At 35.0% G+C, this 16,964-nt stretch carries 12 protein-coding genes; 7 read left to right on the top strand and 5 right to left on the bottom strand.

Annotated elements, in window-relative coordinates:
* The first annotated feature begins 316 nt into the window (after positions 1 to 316).
* Together JO950_RS13020 and JO950_RS13015 are read left to right on the top strand one after the other, a co-directional pair.
* Entirely contained in the window at positions 317 to 2,107 is a 1,791-nt protein-coding gene (locus tag JO950_RS13020; protein ID WP_202703035.1) for an ABC transporter ATP-binding protein, read from the top strand.
* Between the two features lie 40 nt (positions 2,108 to 2,147).
* Positions 2,148 to 3,455 carry a porin gene (locus JO950_RS13015; RefSeq protein WP_202703034.1) on the top strand — a complete coding sequence of 436 codons (1,308 nt, stop codon included), beginning with the start codon at positions 2,148 to 2,150 and terminating at the stop codon, positions 3,453 to 3,455.
* Between the two features lie 138 nt (positions 3,456 to 3,593).
* Here the strand turns inward: JO950_RS13015 and JO950_RS13010 are convergent, their stop codons facing one another.
* Positions 3,594 to 4,763, bottom strand: coding sequence for a proline dehydrogenase family protein (locus tag JO950_RS13010; protein ID WP_202703033.1), 1,170 nt, complete (start codon positions 4,761 to 4,763; stop codon positions 3,594 to 3,596).
* Positions 4,764 to 5,035: 272 nt separating this feature from the next.
* Here JO950_RS13010 and aroB point away from each other — a divergent pair, with 272 nt between their 5' ends.
* From aroB to recQ, 5 genes are all read left to right on the top strand, one after another.
* Complete coding sequence (gene aroB / locus JO950_RS13005) at positions 5,036 to 6,103, top strand: 3-dehydroquinate synthase (RefSeq protein WP_202703036.1); 1,068 nt, start codon at positions 5,036 to 5,038, stop codon at positions 6,101 to 6,103.
* Positions 6,104 to 6,401: 298 nt separating this feature from the next.
* Positions 6,402 to 7,805, top strand: coding sequence for a decarboxylase (locus JO950_RS13000; protein ID WP_017498536.1), 1,404 nt, complete (start codon positions 6,402 to 6,404; stop codon positions 7,803 to 7,805).
* 108 nt (positions 7,806 to 7,913) lie between these two features.
* Entirely contained in the window at positions 7,914 to 8,882 is a 969-nt protein-coding gene (locus tag JO950_RS12995; RefSeq protein WP_017498535.1) for a deoxyhypusine synthase family protein, read from the top strand.
* A gap of 7 nt (positions 8,883 to 8,889) precedes the next feature.
* Positions 8,890 to 9,294, top strand: coding sequence for a hypothetical protein (locus JO950_RS12990; RefSeq protein ID WP_017498534.1), 405 nt, complete (start codon positions 8,890 to 8,892; stop codon positions 9,292 to 9,294).
* 136 nt (positions 9,295 to 9,430) lie between these two features.
* Positions 9,431 to 11,539 carry a DNA helicase RecQ gene (recQ, locus tag JO950_RS12985; RefSeq protein WP_202703032.1) on the top strand — a complete coding sequence of 703 codons (2,109 nt, stop codon included), beginning with the start codon at positions 9,431 to 9,433 and terminating at the stop codon, positions 11,537 to 11,539.
* 345 nt (positions 11,540 to 11,884) lie between these two features.
* Here the strand turns inward: recQ and JO950_RS12980 are convergent, their stop codons facing one another.
* From JO950_RS12980 to JO950_RS12965, 4 genes are all read right to left on the bottom strand, one after another.
* Positions 11,885 to 12,400, bottom strand: coding sequence for a DinB family protein (locus tag JO950_RS12980; protein WP_202703031.1), 516 nt, complete (start codon positions 12,398 to 12,400; stop codon positions 11,885 to 11,887).
* Between the two features lie 12 nt (positions 12,401 to 12,412).
* A complete protein-coding gene (locus JO950_RS12975) occupies positions 12,413 to 14,998 on the bottom strand; it encodes a phosphoenolpyruvate carboxylase (RefSeq protein WP_202703030.1) in 2,586 nt (861 codons plus the stop codon).
* Between the two features lie 90 nt (positions 14,999 to 15,088).
* Positions 15,089 to 15,568 (bottom strand): Lrp/AsnC family transcriptional regulator, encoded by a 480-nt coding sequence (locus tag JO950_RS12970; protein WP_008468989.1) that lies wholly within the window; start codon positions 15,566 to 15,568, stop codon positions 15,089 to 15,091.
* Between the two features lie 77 nt (positions 15,569 to 15,645).
* Entirely contained in the window at positions 15,646 to 16,800 is a 1,155-nt protein-coding gene (locus tag JO950_RS12965) for a M14 metallopeptidase family protein (RefSeq protein ID WP_202703029.1), read from the bottom strand.
* Positions 16,801 to 16,964 lie beyond the last annotated feature (164 nt).

Below are 16,964 nucleotides of genomic sequence, written 5' to 3'. Positions count from 1 at the left end.
CCCGACCCCCTCGGTGTAAACGAGGTGCTCTGAACCAGCTGAGCTAATCGCCCTATTTTATTAGGTCGCTATCCTTTGTGATTGCGAGTGCAAATTTACGACTAGATTTTGTATTTACAAGCTTATTTTGAAGAAAAATTACATCATTTTGCGAAATAATTTTTAGTAATCTATTTATCAATCTTTTAAAACAGAAATATTTTTCATCATTTTTTACCATTTAGTTAAAAAATAAAATCTCAAAGCCTAATTTCGAATATTCTTTTGTATTCACTGGCTATAATCATACATTTGCATACCTTAATAGTATACTCAAATGCCTAGATATCAAGAAAACGATTTACCTAAAGCTAAATTAGACTCTAATTCACTTCAAAAAGCACTACGAATTTTTAAATACGGTAAAAATCACAAATGGAAATTCTTTTTGGGATTGATTTTTCTCTTATTAACCAGCGCCACTGCCCTGGCCTTTCCGAAATTAATGGGTATGCTCGTGGATTGCGTTACCAATAAAAATCTCAACAGAGCTAACGAAATTGCAGTTGGACTTATGGTGATCCTTACGCTGCAAGCTATTTTCTCTTTTTTCAGAATTTCGCTTTTTGTAAATTTCACTGAAAATTCACTTTCAAACATTCGTTTTGCTTTGTATGAAAACTTAGTAAAACTACCCATGTCATTTTATTCTCAAAAACGTGTTGGAGAACTAAACAGCCGAATCAGTGCTGATATTTCACAACTACAGGATACTTTTACTACGACCATCGCTGAATTTTTACGTCAGTTGATCCTAATTATTGGTGGATTTGTTATTCTAGGTAACATCAGTCCAAAGTTAACTCTAATGATGTTGGCTATTGTACCTGTGGTCGCTGTAGCGGCAGTTGTTTTTGGAAGATTCATTCGCAAGTACGGAAAGAAAACACAGGATAAAGTAGCCGAAAGCCAGGTAATTGTAGAAGAAACACTGCAAGGAATAAGCAATGTAAAAGCTTTTGCGAACGAATGGTACGAAATTCAGCGTTATAAAAATAAAATCAAAGAAATTGTAAAAATCGCTATAAAAGGCGGTCAATACAGAGGTTACTTCGCTTCTTTTATCATTCTTTGTCTTTTTGGCTGTGTCGTTGCTGTGGTTTGGTACGGAATCACCTTAACCATTAAAGGTGAAGTGGAAGGCGTAGGAGATTTGATTTCTTTTGTACTTTACACCACATTTATTGGTGCTTCTTTTGGCGGAATTGCCGAAATGTATGCGCAGATTCAAAAAGCAGTTGGCGCAACGGAACGTGTTTTTGAATTACTAGAAGAAACTCCGGAGGATATCAATGCCAAAACCAGAACTACCCCAATTGAAAAAATCAAAGGAAATCTTTCCTTCAAAAATGTTGCTTTCAGTTATCCTTCCAGAAAAGAAGTTGAGGTATTAAAAGAGGTGAATTTCACTGCCGAATTTGGTCAGAAAATTGCGATTGTAGGCCCTAGCGGTGCAGGAAAATCAACTATCTCTTCGCTCCTTTTACGCTTTTACGACAGAACATCTGGTGACATTACTGTTGATGGAAAAAGCATCTATGACTACGATTTAGAAGAGCTTCGCGGAAATATGAGTATCGTTCCGCAGGATGTTATTCTGTTTGGTGGAACCATTAGAGAAAACATTGCTTACGGAAAGCCGGATGCTACCAATGAAGAAATTATCGCCGCGGCAAAACAAGCCAATGCTTTTAATTTTGTGGAAGGTTTCCCTGAGAAATTCGAAACCCTGGTAGGAGAACGTGGCGTAAAATTATCAGGCGGACAGCGTCAGCGCATTGCAATCGCAAGAGCATTACTTAAAAACCCTAGTATTTTAATATTAGATGAAGCAACATCATCTTTAGATAGTGAGAGTGAAAAACTGGTTCAGGAAGCATTGGAAGTTTTAATGGAAGGAAGAACAAGCATCATCATCGCACACCGACTTTCGACTATTAGAAACGCCGATAAAATTTTGGTTTTAGATCATGGAAAAATTACCGAAGAAGGTACACATCAGGAATTGATCAATCTGGAGAATGGAACTTATAAAAACTTAAGCAACCTTCAATTCAGCAACTCCTAATTAGAATGTAAGCAGTATTAACTAACCTTAAACCAAAGAAATGCCACATTTAAGAATCGCTTTAATTTTATTATTTATTGTTGCAAATACGATCAATGTTCTTGCACAGGAAAAACCTTTTAATGTGGTTAATATTTCCAAAGACGGATCACAATACATCAAATTTGGAATGAACCTTCAGGTTTGGGGAAGATATTCCGAATTGAACAAAGGAAGTAAAATTGGCACAAATGAAGTTAGTGATACTTACGATATCGTCATCAGACGTTTGCGTTTGCAGGCAATGGGAATGCTGACGGAGAATATTTTCTTTCATCTTCAACTGGGACAGAACAATATTAATTTCACACAAAACAATGGACCTTCAAATGCACCGCTTTCAGTTATGGATGCTTTAGGAGAATATCATTTTAGTAAAAAACTTCATATTGGCGGTGGATTGACAGCCTGGGGAGCCGGAACAACTCGTTATTCAGCGAATAGTTCTTCCTCGCATCTTACTCTGGATACGCCCATGTACCAGCAGTTTACTAATATTTCATCGACATTCGGAAACCGAAATCTAAGTATTTACGCTAAAGGTGATCTGGGCAAATTTAATTATCGTGCCGCTATTACCAATCCATACCGAAGTACAACTGACAATCTGGGCATTAATTCTTCGGTAAGCACACAAACACCAAAAGCACAATATGCAGGAATCTTAACTTATTCTTTCTTCGATAAAGAATCTCTTGAAGATGCCTACCACAAAGGAACGTATTTAGGAACAAAGAAAATCTTTAATATCGCACTAGGCTATATGACTCAAGCCAAAGCCATGTGGCGCTTAACTCCTGATGCGGCTATCGCATACGACGATATGAGAATACTGGGTTTTGATGTTTTTTACGACAGTCCAATTAACAGTAAAGGTGCTGCTATAACTGCTTACGCGGCTTTTAACAATAATAATTACGGAAAAAATTACATCCAGTCTGTTAATACACCCAATCCCGCTATAGGCGATAATTCTCTGATAAACGGTTCAGGTGCCGGATTTATCGGTGTAGGAACCGGAAATATTTATTACGCTCAGTTAGGATATCTTTTTGGAAAATCAGATAACGAATCCAAAAAAGGTCGTTTCCAGCCGTATGCTGCTACACAAATTGCAGACTTGGAAGCATTAGACAGTCCAATGACTATGTATGAGTTAGGTGTAAATTATTACACTACCGGTACTTTGGGACCAAAATTCAGTTTAAACTATCAAAACAGAGCGGTTTACGACAAAAACCCTACAGGTGCTTACAAACAAAGTGACCGATTAGGAATGGTCGTTTTACAATGCCAGGTTTCATTTTAATTCAATACCTAAATCTGACCGGATTTAAAAACCGTCGGATTTAATAGACAAATAAGACAAAATCAATAAAAAACCCCAAATTCCAATTGTTACGATTGGGATTTGGGATTTTTTATTGTATTGGAATTTTACTTTAATTTATTTTCCTTTTCTTCTTTTACGTTCCGCTTTAATCATAGACAATTCGCGGCTGGTTTGACCTGCAACTGAAGTATTCTCTTCTGCACGACGAATCAGGTAAGGCATAACATCTTTGACTGGTCCGAATGGTAAATATTTCGCAACATTATAGCCGTTCTCTGCTAAATTGTAACTGATATTATCACTCATTCCGTACAATTGTCCAAACCAGATTTTAGTATCGTTTTTCGAAATTCCCTTTTCCTGCATGATTTCCATCAGTTTATAAGAACTCAATTCATTGTGAGTTCCCGCAAAAATGGACATGCTTTCCAAATGCTCTGCCATATAACGTATAGCAGCATCATAATTAATATCTGTAGCTTCTTTAGAAACACAAATTGGGGAAACGTAATTTTTCTCTTCCGCACGTTTGTTTTCTTTCTCCATATAAGCACCACGAACGATCTTCATTCCTATAAAGAAACCTTCGTTCTTAGCCACTTCATGCAGTTTTTTCAAATAATCCAAACGATCCCAACGGTACATTTGCAAAGTATTGAAAACAATCGCTTTTTCTTTATTGTATTTACGCATCATGTCGGTAACCAAATCATCGGCCGCATCCTGCATCCAGCTTTCTTCTCCGTCAATTAGCAAAGCCACATCTTTTCTGTGAGCTTCAGCACAAACATGATCAAAACGGGCTACTACTCTATCCCACTCTGCTTGTTCTGCTGGAGAAAGCGTTTGTTTCTCGCCTAATTTTTCATATAATTCGAAACGTCCAAAACCGGTTGGCTTAAATACTGCAAACGGAATCGCTAGACGTTCTTTTGCAAATTCAATGGTTTTTAGTGTCATTTCTAAAGCAGCATCAAACTGCTCTTCTTCTTCTTTTCCTTCAACTGAATAATCCAACACTGATGAAACACCTTTAGTAAACATTTTGTCTACCACTGTAATACAATCGTCTTCGTTTACACCACCACAAAAATGGTCAAAAACGGTTGCACGAATCAATCCCTCTACCGGAAGATGCGCTTTAATAGCAAAATTAGTAACAGCGGTTCCTATCCTCACCAAAGGCTGGCTGTCGATCATTTTAAAAAGAAAATAAGCTCTGTCAAGTTCCGTATCACTTTTTAGCGAAAATGCAACCTGAGTGTTATCAAATATTTTTTCCATTAAGGTCAGTTTTTTATGCAAATATAGATAGAGTTTTGAATATTTGTCAATAATCACTACCCAATTTTTCAATATCATTAACAACATTGTTATATTTTTACAGCTTGCAACACAAGAGTTTGCCACATAACAATCTTTTTGAAAGAAAATTACAGACAAACACCTTGAAACCTTATATAGAATGATTCGTTTTAATACAAATTAGAACAAAACTTTGAATATTATTTAGTTAAAAATGCCTTATTTTGCGGTTTCAATTCAACGACAGAGATATGCAATCTATTCAGGCTAATAATTATCTGGTGCATTTTAACCAAAATGCATACGAAGCTTTAAACCATCACTTAAAAGAAAGTAAATATTCAAACGTGTTTATTATAGTTGATAATCAAACCAATGAGCATTGTTTACCGAAGTTTTTACCTTTATTGGAAACTGATCTAACCATTGAGATCATTGAATTTGAAGCAGGAGAAATCAATAAAAATATTGAAACCTGTATTGAAGTATGGAAAGTCTTGACAGAACTTGGTGCCGACAGAAAATCACTTGTTATTAATCTTGGTGGTGGTGTTGTAACTGATTTAGGAGGCTTTGTTGCTTCGACTTTTAAGCGCGGAGTAGATTTTATCAATATCCCTACTACCTTATTATCTATGGTTGATGCTTCTGTTGGAGGAAAAACCGGAGTAGATTTAGGAAATTTAAAAAACCAAATTGGTGTAATTAACGTACCTCAAATGGTATTAATTGACACACAATATCTTGAAACGCTACCGCAAAACGAAATGCGTTCCGGTCTTGCCGAAATGCTAAAACACGGGTTGATTTACGATTCCGCCTACTGGAAGCAGTTTTTAGATTTAAATTCAATTGATTACGCTGATTTTGACGAATTGATTTACCGTTCTGTAGAGATAAAAAATGACATTGTTATTCAGGATCCAACCGAAAAGAACATTCGTAAAGCCCTTAATTTTGGACACACCTTAGGACATGCCATAGAAGGTTACTTTTTAGAAAGTGAAACAAAAACAACACTATTACACGGTGAAGCCATTGCGATTGGAATGATATTGGAAAGTTATATTTCACTGCACAAAAACTTAATTTCAGCAGCAGAATATGCCGAAATTAAAACCGCAATTAAGAGTATTTACGAAGACGTAAAAATCGAAGAAAACGACATCGATCCGATCCTCGAATTGCTGATTCACGACAAAAAAAATGAGTACGGATTAATTCAATTTGCCTTAATCGAAGGAATCGGAAAAATAAAAATTAACCAATCGGTTGAAAATAAATTGATTCTAGACGCGTTTCAGGATTATAAATCTTAAACTTTTTTTAATAAAAAAGCTTTGCTTTAGGTATATATTATTTTTTACATTTGCCACGATGAAAACGAACAGTAAACAAAGACATTTTAACTCTTACAGAAACCGCCTCAACAGTTCTTTACTAAGAATGTTGAACCGTTTTTATAATAGTAAAAGTCCATTTTGTTTTGATGTCTTTTTGTGCTCGAAAGCAGAACACGAAAAGCTGGAAATTATATTTGCTAATATTAGGGTTTGAATTTTAGATTGAATTTTCGTCATCTAAATTAAATATCACATCCTAAATATTAAAAAATAAATGAATACAAAATATTCTGACCTTATCAATCAAACTTACTATTTCCCTCAGGAAGAATTCAAATTAAACAAAGACAATCTACAATTTCACAACATCGATTTGATGAAATTGGTAGAGCAATACGGAACTCCTTTAAAGTTTACTTATCTACCTCAGATTTCAGAGAACATTAATAAGGCAAAAGCCTGGTTCAGAAAATCAATGGAGAAAAATAAGTACGATGCCAAGTACTACTACTGTTATTGCACAAAAAGCTCTCATTTTGAATACATTATGAATGAAGCTTTCAAGAATAACATTCATATTGAAACCTCTTCGGCTTTTGACGTAAATATTGTTGAGAATTTATTAGAAAATGGTAAAATCAACAAAAGTACTTATGTAATCTGTAATGGATTTAAAAGAGACGAATACATTAGTAATATTGCGAGATTGATCAATAACGGGCATAAAAACACAATTCCGATTATTGACAACTACGAAGAGTTAGATTTACTTCAGGCTGAAATCAAAGGAAAATTCAAAATTGGAATTCGTATTGCTGCCGAAGAAGAGCCTAAATTTGAGTTCTATACTTCAAGATTAGGAATTGGATACAAAAACATCGTTTCGTTCTATAAAAAACAAATTCAGGAGAATGACAAACTGGAGTTAAAAATGCTTCACTTTTTCATCAATACCGGAATAAACGATACTTCCTATTATTGGAATGAGTTGGTAAAATGTATCAAAGTATACATTGCCCTTAAAAAGGAATGCCCTACCCTAGACGGATTAAACATTGGAGGTGGTTTCCCGATTAAAAACTCTCTTGCATTCGAATACGATTATCAATATATGATTGATGAAATTATCAATCAGATTAAAATTGCATGTGACGAAGCCGAAGTAGATGTACCCAACATCTTTACAGAATTTGGATCATTTACGGTAGGTGAAAGCGGTGGCGCGATCTATCAGATTTTGTATCAAAAACAGCAAAATGACAGAGAGAAATGGAACATGATTGATTCGTCATTCATTACCACTTTGCCGGATACTTGGGCAATAAACAAACGTTTTATCATGTTGGCGGTAAACCGCTGGAATGATACTTACGAGCGGGTTTTATTAGGTGGCCTGACTTGTGATAGTGACGATTATTACAACTCAGAGCAAAATATGAACGCTATTTATTTACCTAAATACAACAAAGAAAAGCCACTATACATTGGTTTCTTTAATACTGGTGCGTATCAGGAAACTATTGGAGGATATGGCGGTTTACACCACTGTCTGATTCCGCAGCCTAAACATATATTAATAGATCGCGATGAAAATGGCATTTTAGCTACAGAAGTTTTCTCTGAACAACAAACTTCTGACGATGTGTTAAAGATTTTAGGATATACAAAAAAGGTTTAAAAAAAAATACTGCTAAATAAATGTTAATAAATATAAAATTATTAATTTGCAGTATCAACTAAAAGGTTAAACTTTTAATTCAAAAAAAAAATAAAAAAACAAGAACAAATGAAAGGACCAATCAGTCAGTTTATTGAAAAACATTATTTACACTTCAACTCTGCCGCTTTAGTAGATGCTGCAAAAGCATACGAACAACAATTGGCTAATGGAGCTAAAATGATGGTAAGTATGGCTGGCGCTATGAGTACAGCAGAAATTGGTAAAATTTTTGCCGAAATTATTAGACAAGATAAAGTACAAATTATTTCTTGTACTGGAGCCAATCTAGAAGAAGACATCATGAATTTAGTAGCACACTCTCACTATGAAAGAGTGCCAAACTATCGTGATTTAACACCGGAAGACGAATGGGCTTTATTGGAAAGAGGATTAAACCGTGTTACTGATACTTGTATTCCTGAGCATGAAGCATTCCGTCGTTTGCAAAAACACATCTACAAAATCTGGAAAGAGGCTGATGATAAAGGAGAACGTTATTTTCCACATGAATTCATGTATAAAATGCTTTTATCAGGCGTTTTAGAAGAATATTACGAAATTGACTTAAAAGACAGCTGGATGTATGCCGCTGCTGAGAAAAATTTACCTATCATAGTTCCGGGATGGGAAGACAGTACAATGGGAAATATCTTTGCTTCCTATGTAATCAAAGGCGATTTAAAAGCCTCTACCATGAAATCAGGAATTGAATACATGACTTTCCTTGCAGATTGGTATCCAAAAAACAGCGCTAACGGAATTGGATTCTTCCAAATTGGTGGTGGTATTGCAGGAGATTTCCCTATTTGCGTAGTACCAATGTTGTATCAGGATATGGAAATGCACGATGTTCCTTTCTGGAGTTATTTCTGCCAAATCTCAGATTCAACAACCAGTTATGGTTCGTACTCGGGAGCAGTTCCGAACGAGAAAATTACATGGGGGAAACTAGACATCAAAACCCCTAAATTTATTATAGAGTCGGATGCTACAATTGTGGCTCCATTAATTTTTGCTTATTTATTAGATCTATAAGATATATATGAAAAGAGTTATAGTAGACTACGCTAAACTTACCAACGAAATTTTAAACCTTTTGGTAGAAAAATTTCCTGATGGTTATGATGATTCGGATGTAATCCGTTTTAGAAATGCTAAAAACGAATTAGTTGAAGCTGTTGAAGTTCGTACTGAAGACACTATTTATTTGGTAAAAATTAGTACTAAGCTTGCTGACAGAATCGAAAATTATGATGAAGACGATGATATCGACGTAGACGTAGATACAATCGAACCTGTAAAAGGTCTTGATCTTGATGACGATATTGACGACGACGACGATGATGACAATCAGGACAAACCAGATGTTGACAATGGAGATGACGACGATGACGACGAAGACAAAGAAGATATTGCTGACGACGAAGATGATGAAGACGAAGATTAAGCAATCTTTTTCAAGATAATTTAAAGGAACTCTATTGGAGTTCCTTTTTTTTATGACTTCATAAATCCTCTGTTTAAAAAAATAAGAAAAATACTATATATTTGCTTTTTACTTTTCTTCCTAATCAATCAACGCCATGACTTCAGAAATTCTACATGCCAAACTAAAGGAAAATTTCGGATTTGAAAAATTCAGACCCAATCAGGAAACAATCATTACTACGATACTTTCCGGTCAGGACACTTTAGCTATTATGCCAACCGGCGGAGGAAAGTCAATCTGTTTTCAGCTGCCCGCTTTAGTTTTACCCGGAATCACAATTGTGATTTCTCCACTAATTGCTTTGATGAAAGATCAGGTCGACAGTCTAAAAACAAATGGTATTAATGCCTGTTACATCAACAGCAGTCAATCCAGTCAGGAACAACAATTTTACATAGACAATTTAAAATCAAACACTTTCAAGCTTGTTTACATTGCGCCCGAGAGCTTGTCTTATTTGGACTTAGCTTTCAACGAATTGACAATCAGTCTAATTGCAATTGATGAAGCGCATTGTATTTCTTCCTGGGGACACGACTTTCGTCCGGCTTATACTAATTTAGGATATTTAAAGAGCCGCTTCCCTTCTACTCCGGTTCTCGCTTTAACCGCTACAGCCGATAAAGCAACCCGAACTGATATAATCAAACAGTTAAAACTTAGAAATCCAAAAACGTTCGTAGCCTCGTTCGACCGAAAAAATCTAAGCCTCGAAGTGCGCCCGGCTTTAGACCGCGTCAAACAAATTGTTGATTTTATTGAAAAGAAACCCAATGAATCCGGAATTGTTTATTGCTTAAGCAGAAAAACAACCGAAGAACTGGCGGATAAACTAAAGAAGAATGGAATTACTGCAAAGGCTTATCATGCCGGGCTTGACAATAAAATCCGAGCTAAAACTCAGGATGATTTTATAAATGACGATTGCCAGGTGGTTTGTGCCACGATTGCCTTTGGAATGGGAATCGATAAATCCAATGTTCGATGGGTTATACATTACAATTTACCCAAAAATATTGAAGGTTATTATCAGGAAATCGGTCGTGCGGGCCGGGATGGGTTACCTGCTGAAACCGTAATGTTCGAAAGTTACGCCGATGTAATACAATTACAAAAATTTGCCTCCGAAGGATTAAACTCCGATGTGCAATTGGCAAAATTAGAAAGAATGAAACAATACGCGGATGCTTTAAGCTGTCGTCGAAAAATTCTTCTTTCGTATTTCGGTGAACTGGTAAAAGAAAATTGCGGTAACTGTGACATCTGCAAAAATCCGCCCACCTTTTTTGATGGAACTATTTTAGCGCAAAAAGCGCTGTCTGCAATCGCCCGTTTAAAAGAATCTGAGCCGTTAGCTGTAATTGTTGATTTTTTAAGAGGCTCGAGAAATGCGTATATCTACGAAAAAAACTATCAAAGTCTAAAAACGTACGGAATTGGATCCGACATCTCCTGGTACGATTGGAATCAATACTTAATTCAGTTGATCAACTTAGGATATCTCGAAATTGCCTTTCATCAGCACAATAAAATTTTACTAACGTCTTTTGCGAAAAAAGTTTTGTTTGAAGGAGAAAAAGTAAAACTAAATACAGTCGTTAAAAAGGTAATTGATAAAAATGAAGTAAAAGAAGCCAATACAAAAACGGCCAAAAATTCTCTTTTCGAAACGCTACGAAAACTACGCTACGAAATTGCTCAGGAAGAAGAAGTTCCGGCTTACGTAATTTTCAGTGATGCTGCTTTGAGACAAATGGAAACCTTACGACCAATGAGTGATGAAGAATTCCTTGCTATCGATGGTGTCGGAAATGCAAAACTCGAAAGATATGGTTCTGAATTTATAAAGGCTATCATTCAATTTCAGAAAGCCAAAAAGACAAACACAAAAGTTAAAAAAGAAAGCAACACTTATAAGACTACTTTAGAACTTTTTAGAAATGGCGAAACGGTCACAGAAATTGCAGGAAAAAGAAATTTAGGCTATACCACAATTATATCTCACTTAGCCAAACTATATCTTGACGGTGAAGAAATTGATTTAAGTTCGTTTGTAACAAATGAAGAAGTCAAACAATTGCACAAAGCTCAAATCGAACTGGAATACCCTTCTGCTCTAAAACCCTACTTTGATTATTTTGAGGAGAAAATGAGTTATGACAAAATTCGTTTAGGACTTGCAATTGTGGAACGAAACAAGTAAGACTTGCTTTTTTTGTCATTTCGAGGAATGAGAAATCACACACGATATTCGACAAAGATTGAGATTCTAGGAGCGGAGTTTCTTGTGTGATTTCTCCCTTCGGTCGAAATGACAAATAGTGTAGAAATTCAGTTTGGACTCAGCGCATGTGATTTCTTACTTCGCCGAGATGACATAAAAACAAAAATTCGTGAATTGCTTCGCCTGTTCGCTATCGCTTGGGTCGTGGCGACAAAAATTTATCTCCCGAGCCCTCCCGTACGAAGAGAAAAAAATAGCTTAACTGAAAAAGTAAAAAATCCTGTAAAGTTAAACGCTACAGGATTTTTTATATAAGAAAGAATTTTACAAATATCGTTCTTCAAAAACTTTCTGATGGTGTTTTTGATGTCCAATCATTACAAATCCCAGAGCACGTACAGAAATCTGAAGATTAGAAGCTGTTCCGATTCTCTTAAGCTGCTCTTCTGACAAACTCTTAAAAAACAACAAATTGGAATGTCTTAAAGCGGAGAGTTCCGTTAATAAACTCTGAATGCTTCTGCTATTTGAATCTGTACTAATCGCATAGTCATTCTCTTCAAAACTTGGTAAAGCCGTTTTATCATTTCGCGAGAATCGCAAAGCACGGTAAGCAAAAATTCTCTCACAATCCATAATGTGCTGAATAATATCCTTAATCGTCCATTTTCCTTCTGCGTAACGATAATCAAATTTATCCATCGGGATATTTTGCACAAATCTGATAAACTCATGCAATGAAATTTCTAATTCTTCAAATAAATTTACGTCTCCGGCTTCTTTGATGTAATTGGCAAATCCGCCAGAATATTCATTTTCTGTTAATAAAGCTGTGTTCATTTTTTATAATTTTTAAGCTGAGTTTCTACTCGCATTTGTATTTCCGAAAAGTGACCTTGTTACTATTTTTTCATACACTTTAACCAAGTCTTCATCTACCACACTCTCCTTATTTAATTCGTTAATTCTTAACAAAGCATATTGCTGTATTGTCAACAATGGCAATACAATACGTTCTCTTATTTGAATTGATGCTATACCATCAGGGTAATTTTCCATAAGCGTTTTATGCCCTGCAATTTTCAACAAAAGACGTTTGGTTTCTGAAAATTCATTGTAGATAATTTGCCAGAATTCACCAAATTCAGGGTCATTTTTCATATAAGCCGTCAAAGGTAAAAATGATTTCGCCAATGACATCATACTATTCTCTAACAATGTTTTGAAAAACAAGGAATCGTGATACAAATTTTGAACTTTGTCCCACTGTCCACTTTCTTCAAAATATTTCAAAGCTGAACCAACCCCAAAAAATCCCGGTACATTTTGCTTTAACTGACTCCAGGATCCCACAAAAGGAATCGCTCTCAAATCAGCAAAATCAAGTGATTCGGATTTACTTCTTTTAGACGGTCGGCTTCCGATATTGGTTTTTGAGTAATATTTTAGCGTACTCATTTTCTCCAGATACGGAATAAACTTTGGGTGATTCTTGAAACTCAGGTATTTTTCATATCCTAAATCAGCCAATTGTGTCAAAATTTCAGTTTCTTCAACACTCAGCTCATTCTTTTCTTTACTAAAAACCTGATTGGTCACTCCGGCACTTAATAAGTTCTCAATATTATAACGACAGGAATCTAAAGTTCCAAAATTGGAACTAATCGTTTGTCCCTGAATCGTAATTTGAATTTCGTTATTCTCGATTTTTGGCCCTAAAGAAGCATAAAATTTATGCGTTTTTCCACCACCACGAGCAGGAGGCCCTCCGCGACCATCAAAAAATATTGCTTGTATACCGTATTTTCTTGAAATTTCTGTCAATGAAATTTTAGCCTGATAAATACTCCAGTTCGCCATTAAATACCCCCCATCTTTAGTTCCGTCAGAGAAACCTAACATAATGGTTTGTTTGTTTTCTCTCGCTTCAAGATGTTTTGAATATTCTGAATTACTATACAATTGCTCCATAATCTGATGCGCATTTTGTAAATCATCAACGGATTCAAAAAGCGGAATAATATCTACCGTCGGATTCTCCCAATTGTTCAGACGAATCATCGCAAAAGTTTCCATAACATTCAAAGCGCTTTCGTTATTACTGATAATGTAACGATTGGCTCCAGATTCACCATTTGCCTGCTGTATGGTTTTAATGGCCTGAACAGATTCTAATGTTGATCTTGTAATTTCATTTTCAAAGTCAGCAGGATTCAAGTCCCCTTTTACTTTCGATAAAACCCCTAATTTCTCCTCTTCAGACAAATCAAAGTAATTTTTCGGAAATATCTCTGAACCCGAATTCAGATAAAAATCCACCACATCTTTAAATACAGCATTGTGAATTTTACTGTTCTGACGGATATCCAACGTAGCAAAGTGAAAACCAAATAGATTAATTTTTACTAGAAAAGCTTCCAGTTCATCTAAATAAAGGGATTGATGCTTCTCTATAATTATGGTTCTGATTTTGTTTAATTGCGATAATAATTCTTCCAGAGTGATATAAATCTCGCCTTTAGAATAAAAAACAGAACGGTAAAGTTTATGTTCAAGTTCGGAAACCAAAGTGTCTACTCCTGAGAAAGTTAACTTTCTTTTTAAATTCCTCATTTCTATATAATAACACTTCAGAATTGAGGTACGCAAACGCTCTGCTACTTTTAAAGTAATATCGGTCGTAACGAAAGGATTTCCGTCGCGATCACCTCCCGGCCAGAAACCCAATTTTATCAATTGATTCTGAATAGAACTCCCCTGAAGGATATTTTTTTGCAAATAGTGAACAATTTCTCCTGAAGTAGCGTAGAACACATTTTCTAAATACCAGATCAAACTCACCGCTTCATCATAAGGATTTGGCTTTTCGTTCTGAATAAAAGGTGTTTTTCCAAGCTGCGCCAACAATTGTTTGATTTTTAATAAATCATTTGAACGAATAGCATCTTTCAAATCATTTATAATCCCTAAAACAGGCCCTGGGTAAAACTGCGTTGGATGCGCTGTTAAAACAGTTCTGACATTAAAGTTTTCTAAAAACTCAATCAACTCCTCATTCTTCTCCTTTGCATCTGATTTTTCTTTAATGTCACGCAACGAACCACGCCCTTCCATATTATTAACTTCCGGAAAAGCAGCATCTTCAATGGCATCAAACAATACAATCTGACGTTCGATATACTGAATAAATCGAAACATTAAATCGATTTTGTCTTTTTCTGAAGCATCATTCAGGAATTTATTAGAGAAGAAATTAACAATTTCTTTAGGAGTTTCCTGCTTTTTGAATCCTGTCTCACAAGTATCTGTAAACAAAGGAAGTAAAACTCCTGTATTATCAATTGAATCAAAAGGTAATGTTATAAATACACTATTGTAAATATGGTATTTTGAAAGAACGTCCTGATTGAAACGTTCGATTTTTGGTAACGTGTACATAATTTATGGGTAGTTGGTTGGTTAATTGGTCATAAAAAAACCCCAAGAATAAACTTGAGGTTATATTTAGATATAGCATTCAAGAAAATATTACATATTTTTAAAAATAGTATGCATCAAACGCTTCTTATCGTTTATACTTTCTTCTAATGAAATCATAGTTTCTGTTCTGTAAACACCGTCAATATCATCAATCATAAAGATAACTTCTTTCGCATGTTTAGTATCTTTTGCTCTAATTTTGCAAAAAATATTGAATTTTCCTGTCGTTACAGAAGCTACTGTTACGAATGGAATTTGATTGATTCGCTCTAATACAAATTTAGTTTGAGACGTATTATTAAGGAACACACCCACATAAGCAATAAATGAATACCCCAACTTATCATAGTCTAAGGCTAATGAAGATCCCATTATTATCCCTGCGTCCTCCATCTTTTTTACTCTAACATGCACTGTACCAGCAGATATCAATAGTTTTTTAGCAATGTCAGTAAACGGAACTCTCGTATTGTCTATTAACATATCTAAAATCTGGTGATCTACTTCATCTAAACGAAATTTACTCATAATTCTTTAATTAATATTACTAATTGCTATTACAAAGTATAAAAATATGTATAAAAAACAACAAATTCACAAAAAATCTAACTTTTTATCAACCCGTTAACAAATTTAACATTTTTATCTAAACAAAAATCTGCTTTTTGATTCAATTTCGGAAAACTACCAAAGTCATCAGAGTAACCAGCACCTTTTGCATCGTATTCATAATGTCCAAAATAATTTTCCAAATCGCCTACTTCAACTATGTAAGCATTGAAATGAATCTTATTTTCAATCAATTCCTCTTTGTATTGTGCGACAAAATTCGTAATAATTTCGATACCATCATAATTTATTTTGATATTTTTCCACATAAAATCATAAAAAACCACTTTATTTTGTGAAATATTCAAATAATCATTAATTCTATTATCAACTAAATCGTTTTCGCTAATCAATTGAAAACTCGAAACAAGTGAAAAGAATAAAAACTTTCGCGTGATTTCGCGCTCGTAATCATCAGGAAAATGACCTGCCTCAAACAAGATCGTTGGGACTCCCAAATGCTGAAATGTATCCCCTATACAATTGATATTAAATGAGTCATCAAAACGTCCGACCTGCCCGGGAATATATTGCTGTAAAACATCATTGATTCCGGCAATAACATTAATAGCCTTTAAACGATTCTCATTAACTTCTCTCTCTTCATTATAAGAAGGAGCCAAAAACGAAAGCGTTGCCGGTTTTCCGGTTTCACCAGCCCCAAAAATAGTACGCTGATCATGCAGATTAAAACAGAAATGCGGTTTAAAAGCCTCAAATACCGATCTTAAAATATTGCTTTCTGGCTGCGTTAGATTTTGCGAATCACGATTTAAATCCACTTTATTAGCGTTCTCACGTGTATACAGCCTTGCTCCGTCAGGATTCAGCATTGGAATACTGTAAAAAGTAAAGTTTTTTAACATCTTCTGCGCAAACTCAGAACCGCTGTTTAACACATTGATAAAATCAAATAGCGCTTTTGTAGTCGTACTTTCATTTCCATGCATTTGAGACCAAAGATAAATACGTGTTGGACCGCTCCCAATTTGATAACTATAAACGGGTTCTCCTAAAACCGATTTACCAATAATCTTTACTTGATTGTTTGTATTTAATTGCTCTAATAAAGGCTGAATATGATCTAAAGTCAGATAACGTCCTTCTATGGTTTGTTCTTTATGCTGGTGAAATAATTCTTCTAAATTCATCGTGTTTTGATTAGTTTACAAAAGTAAACATCTTTATTTTTACAATTGTAAATGATTTGTAAACAAATTAATTTAGAATTGTAAACAGTTTTCTCTCTATTCCCTAACCCCCTCTCACTTCACCAATAAACATTAGTTGTAACTTTAATTCCACAAAATCAACT

Origin of the sequence: Flavobacterium sp. UGB4466, assembly GCF_903469665.1 — a bacterium.
Classification (GTDB): domain Bacteria; phylum Bacteroidota; class Bacteroidia; order Flavobacteriales; family Flavobacteriaceae; genus Flavobacterium; species Flavobacterium lipolyticum.
Note: the sequence above shows the minus strand (reverse complement) of the source record. Positions and strands in the feature narration are given on the sequence as shown.

Bases quoted from the DNA above. Each gene is read 5' to 3' on its own strand.
- JO950_RS12975 (WP_202703030.1), bottom strand. From the start codon at position 14,998: ATGTACACGTTACCAAAAATCGAACGTTTCAATCAGGACGTTCTTTCA.
- JO950_RS12965 (WP_202703029.1), bottom strand. From the start codon at position 16,800: ATGAATTTAGAAGAATTATTTCACCAGCATAAAGAACAAACCATAGAA.
- JO950_RS13020 (WP_202703035.1), top strand. From the start codon at position 317: ATGCCTAGATATCAAGAAAACGATTTACCTAAAGCTAAATTAGACTCT.
- aroB (WP_202703036.1), top strand. From the start codon at position 5,036: ATGCAATCTATTCAGGCTAATAATTATCTGGTGCATTTTAACCAAAAT.
- JO950_RS12980 (WP_202703031.1), bottom strand. From the start codon at position 12,400: ATGAACACAGCTTTATTAACAGAAAATGAATATTCTGGCGGATTTGCC.
- JO950_RS13015 (WP_202703034.1), top strand. From the start codon at position 2,148: ATGCCACATTTAAGAATCGCTTTAATTTTATTATTTATTGTTGCAAAT.
- recQ (WP_202703032.1), top strand. From the start codon at position 9,431: ATGACTTCAGAAATTCTACATGCCAAACTAAAGGAAAATTTCGGATTT.
- JO950_RS13000 (WP_017498536.1), top strand. From the start codon at position 6,402: ATGAATACAAAATATTCTGACCTTATCAATCAAACTTACTATTTCCCT.
- JO950_RS12995 (WP_017498535.1), top strand. From the start codon at position 7,914: ATGAAAGGACCAATCAGTCAGTTTATTGAAAAACATTATTTACACTTC.
- JO950_RS12990 (WP_017498534.1), top strand. From the start codon at position 8,890: ATGAAAAGAGTTATAGTAGACTACGCTAAACTTACCAACGAAATTTTA.
- JO950_RS12970 (WP_008468989.1), bottom strand. From the start codon at position 15,568: ATGAGTAAATTTCGTTTAGATGAAGTAGATCACCAGATTTTAGATATG.
- JO950_RS13010 (WP_202703033.1), bottom strand. From the start codon at position 4,763: ATGGAAAAAATATTTGATAACACTCAGGTTGCATTTTCGCTAAAAAGT.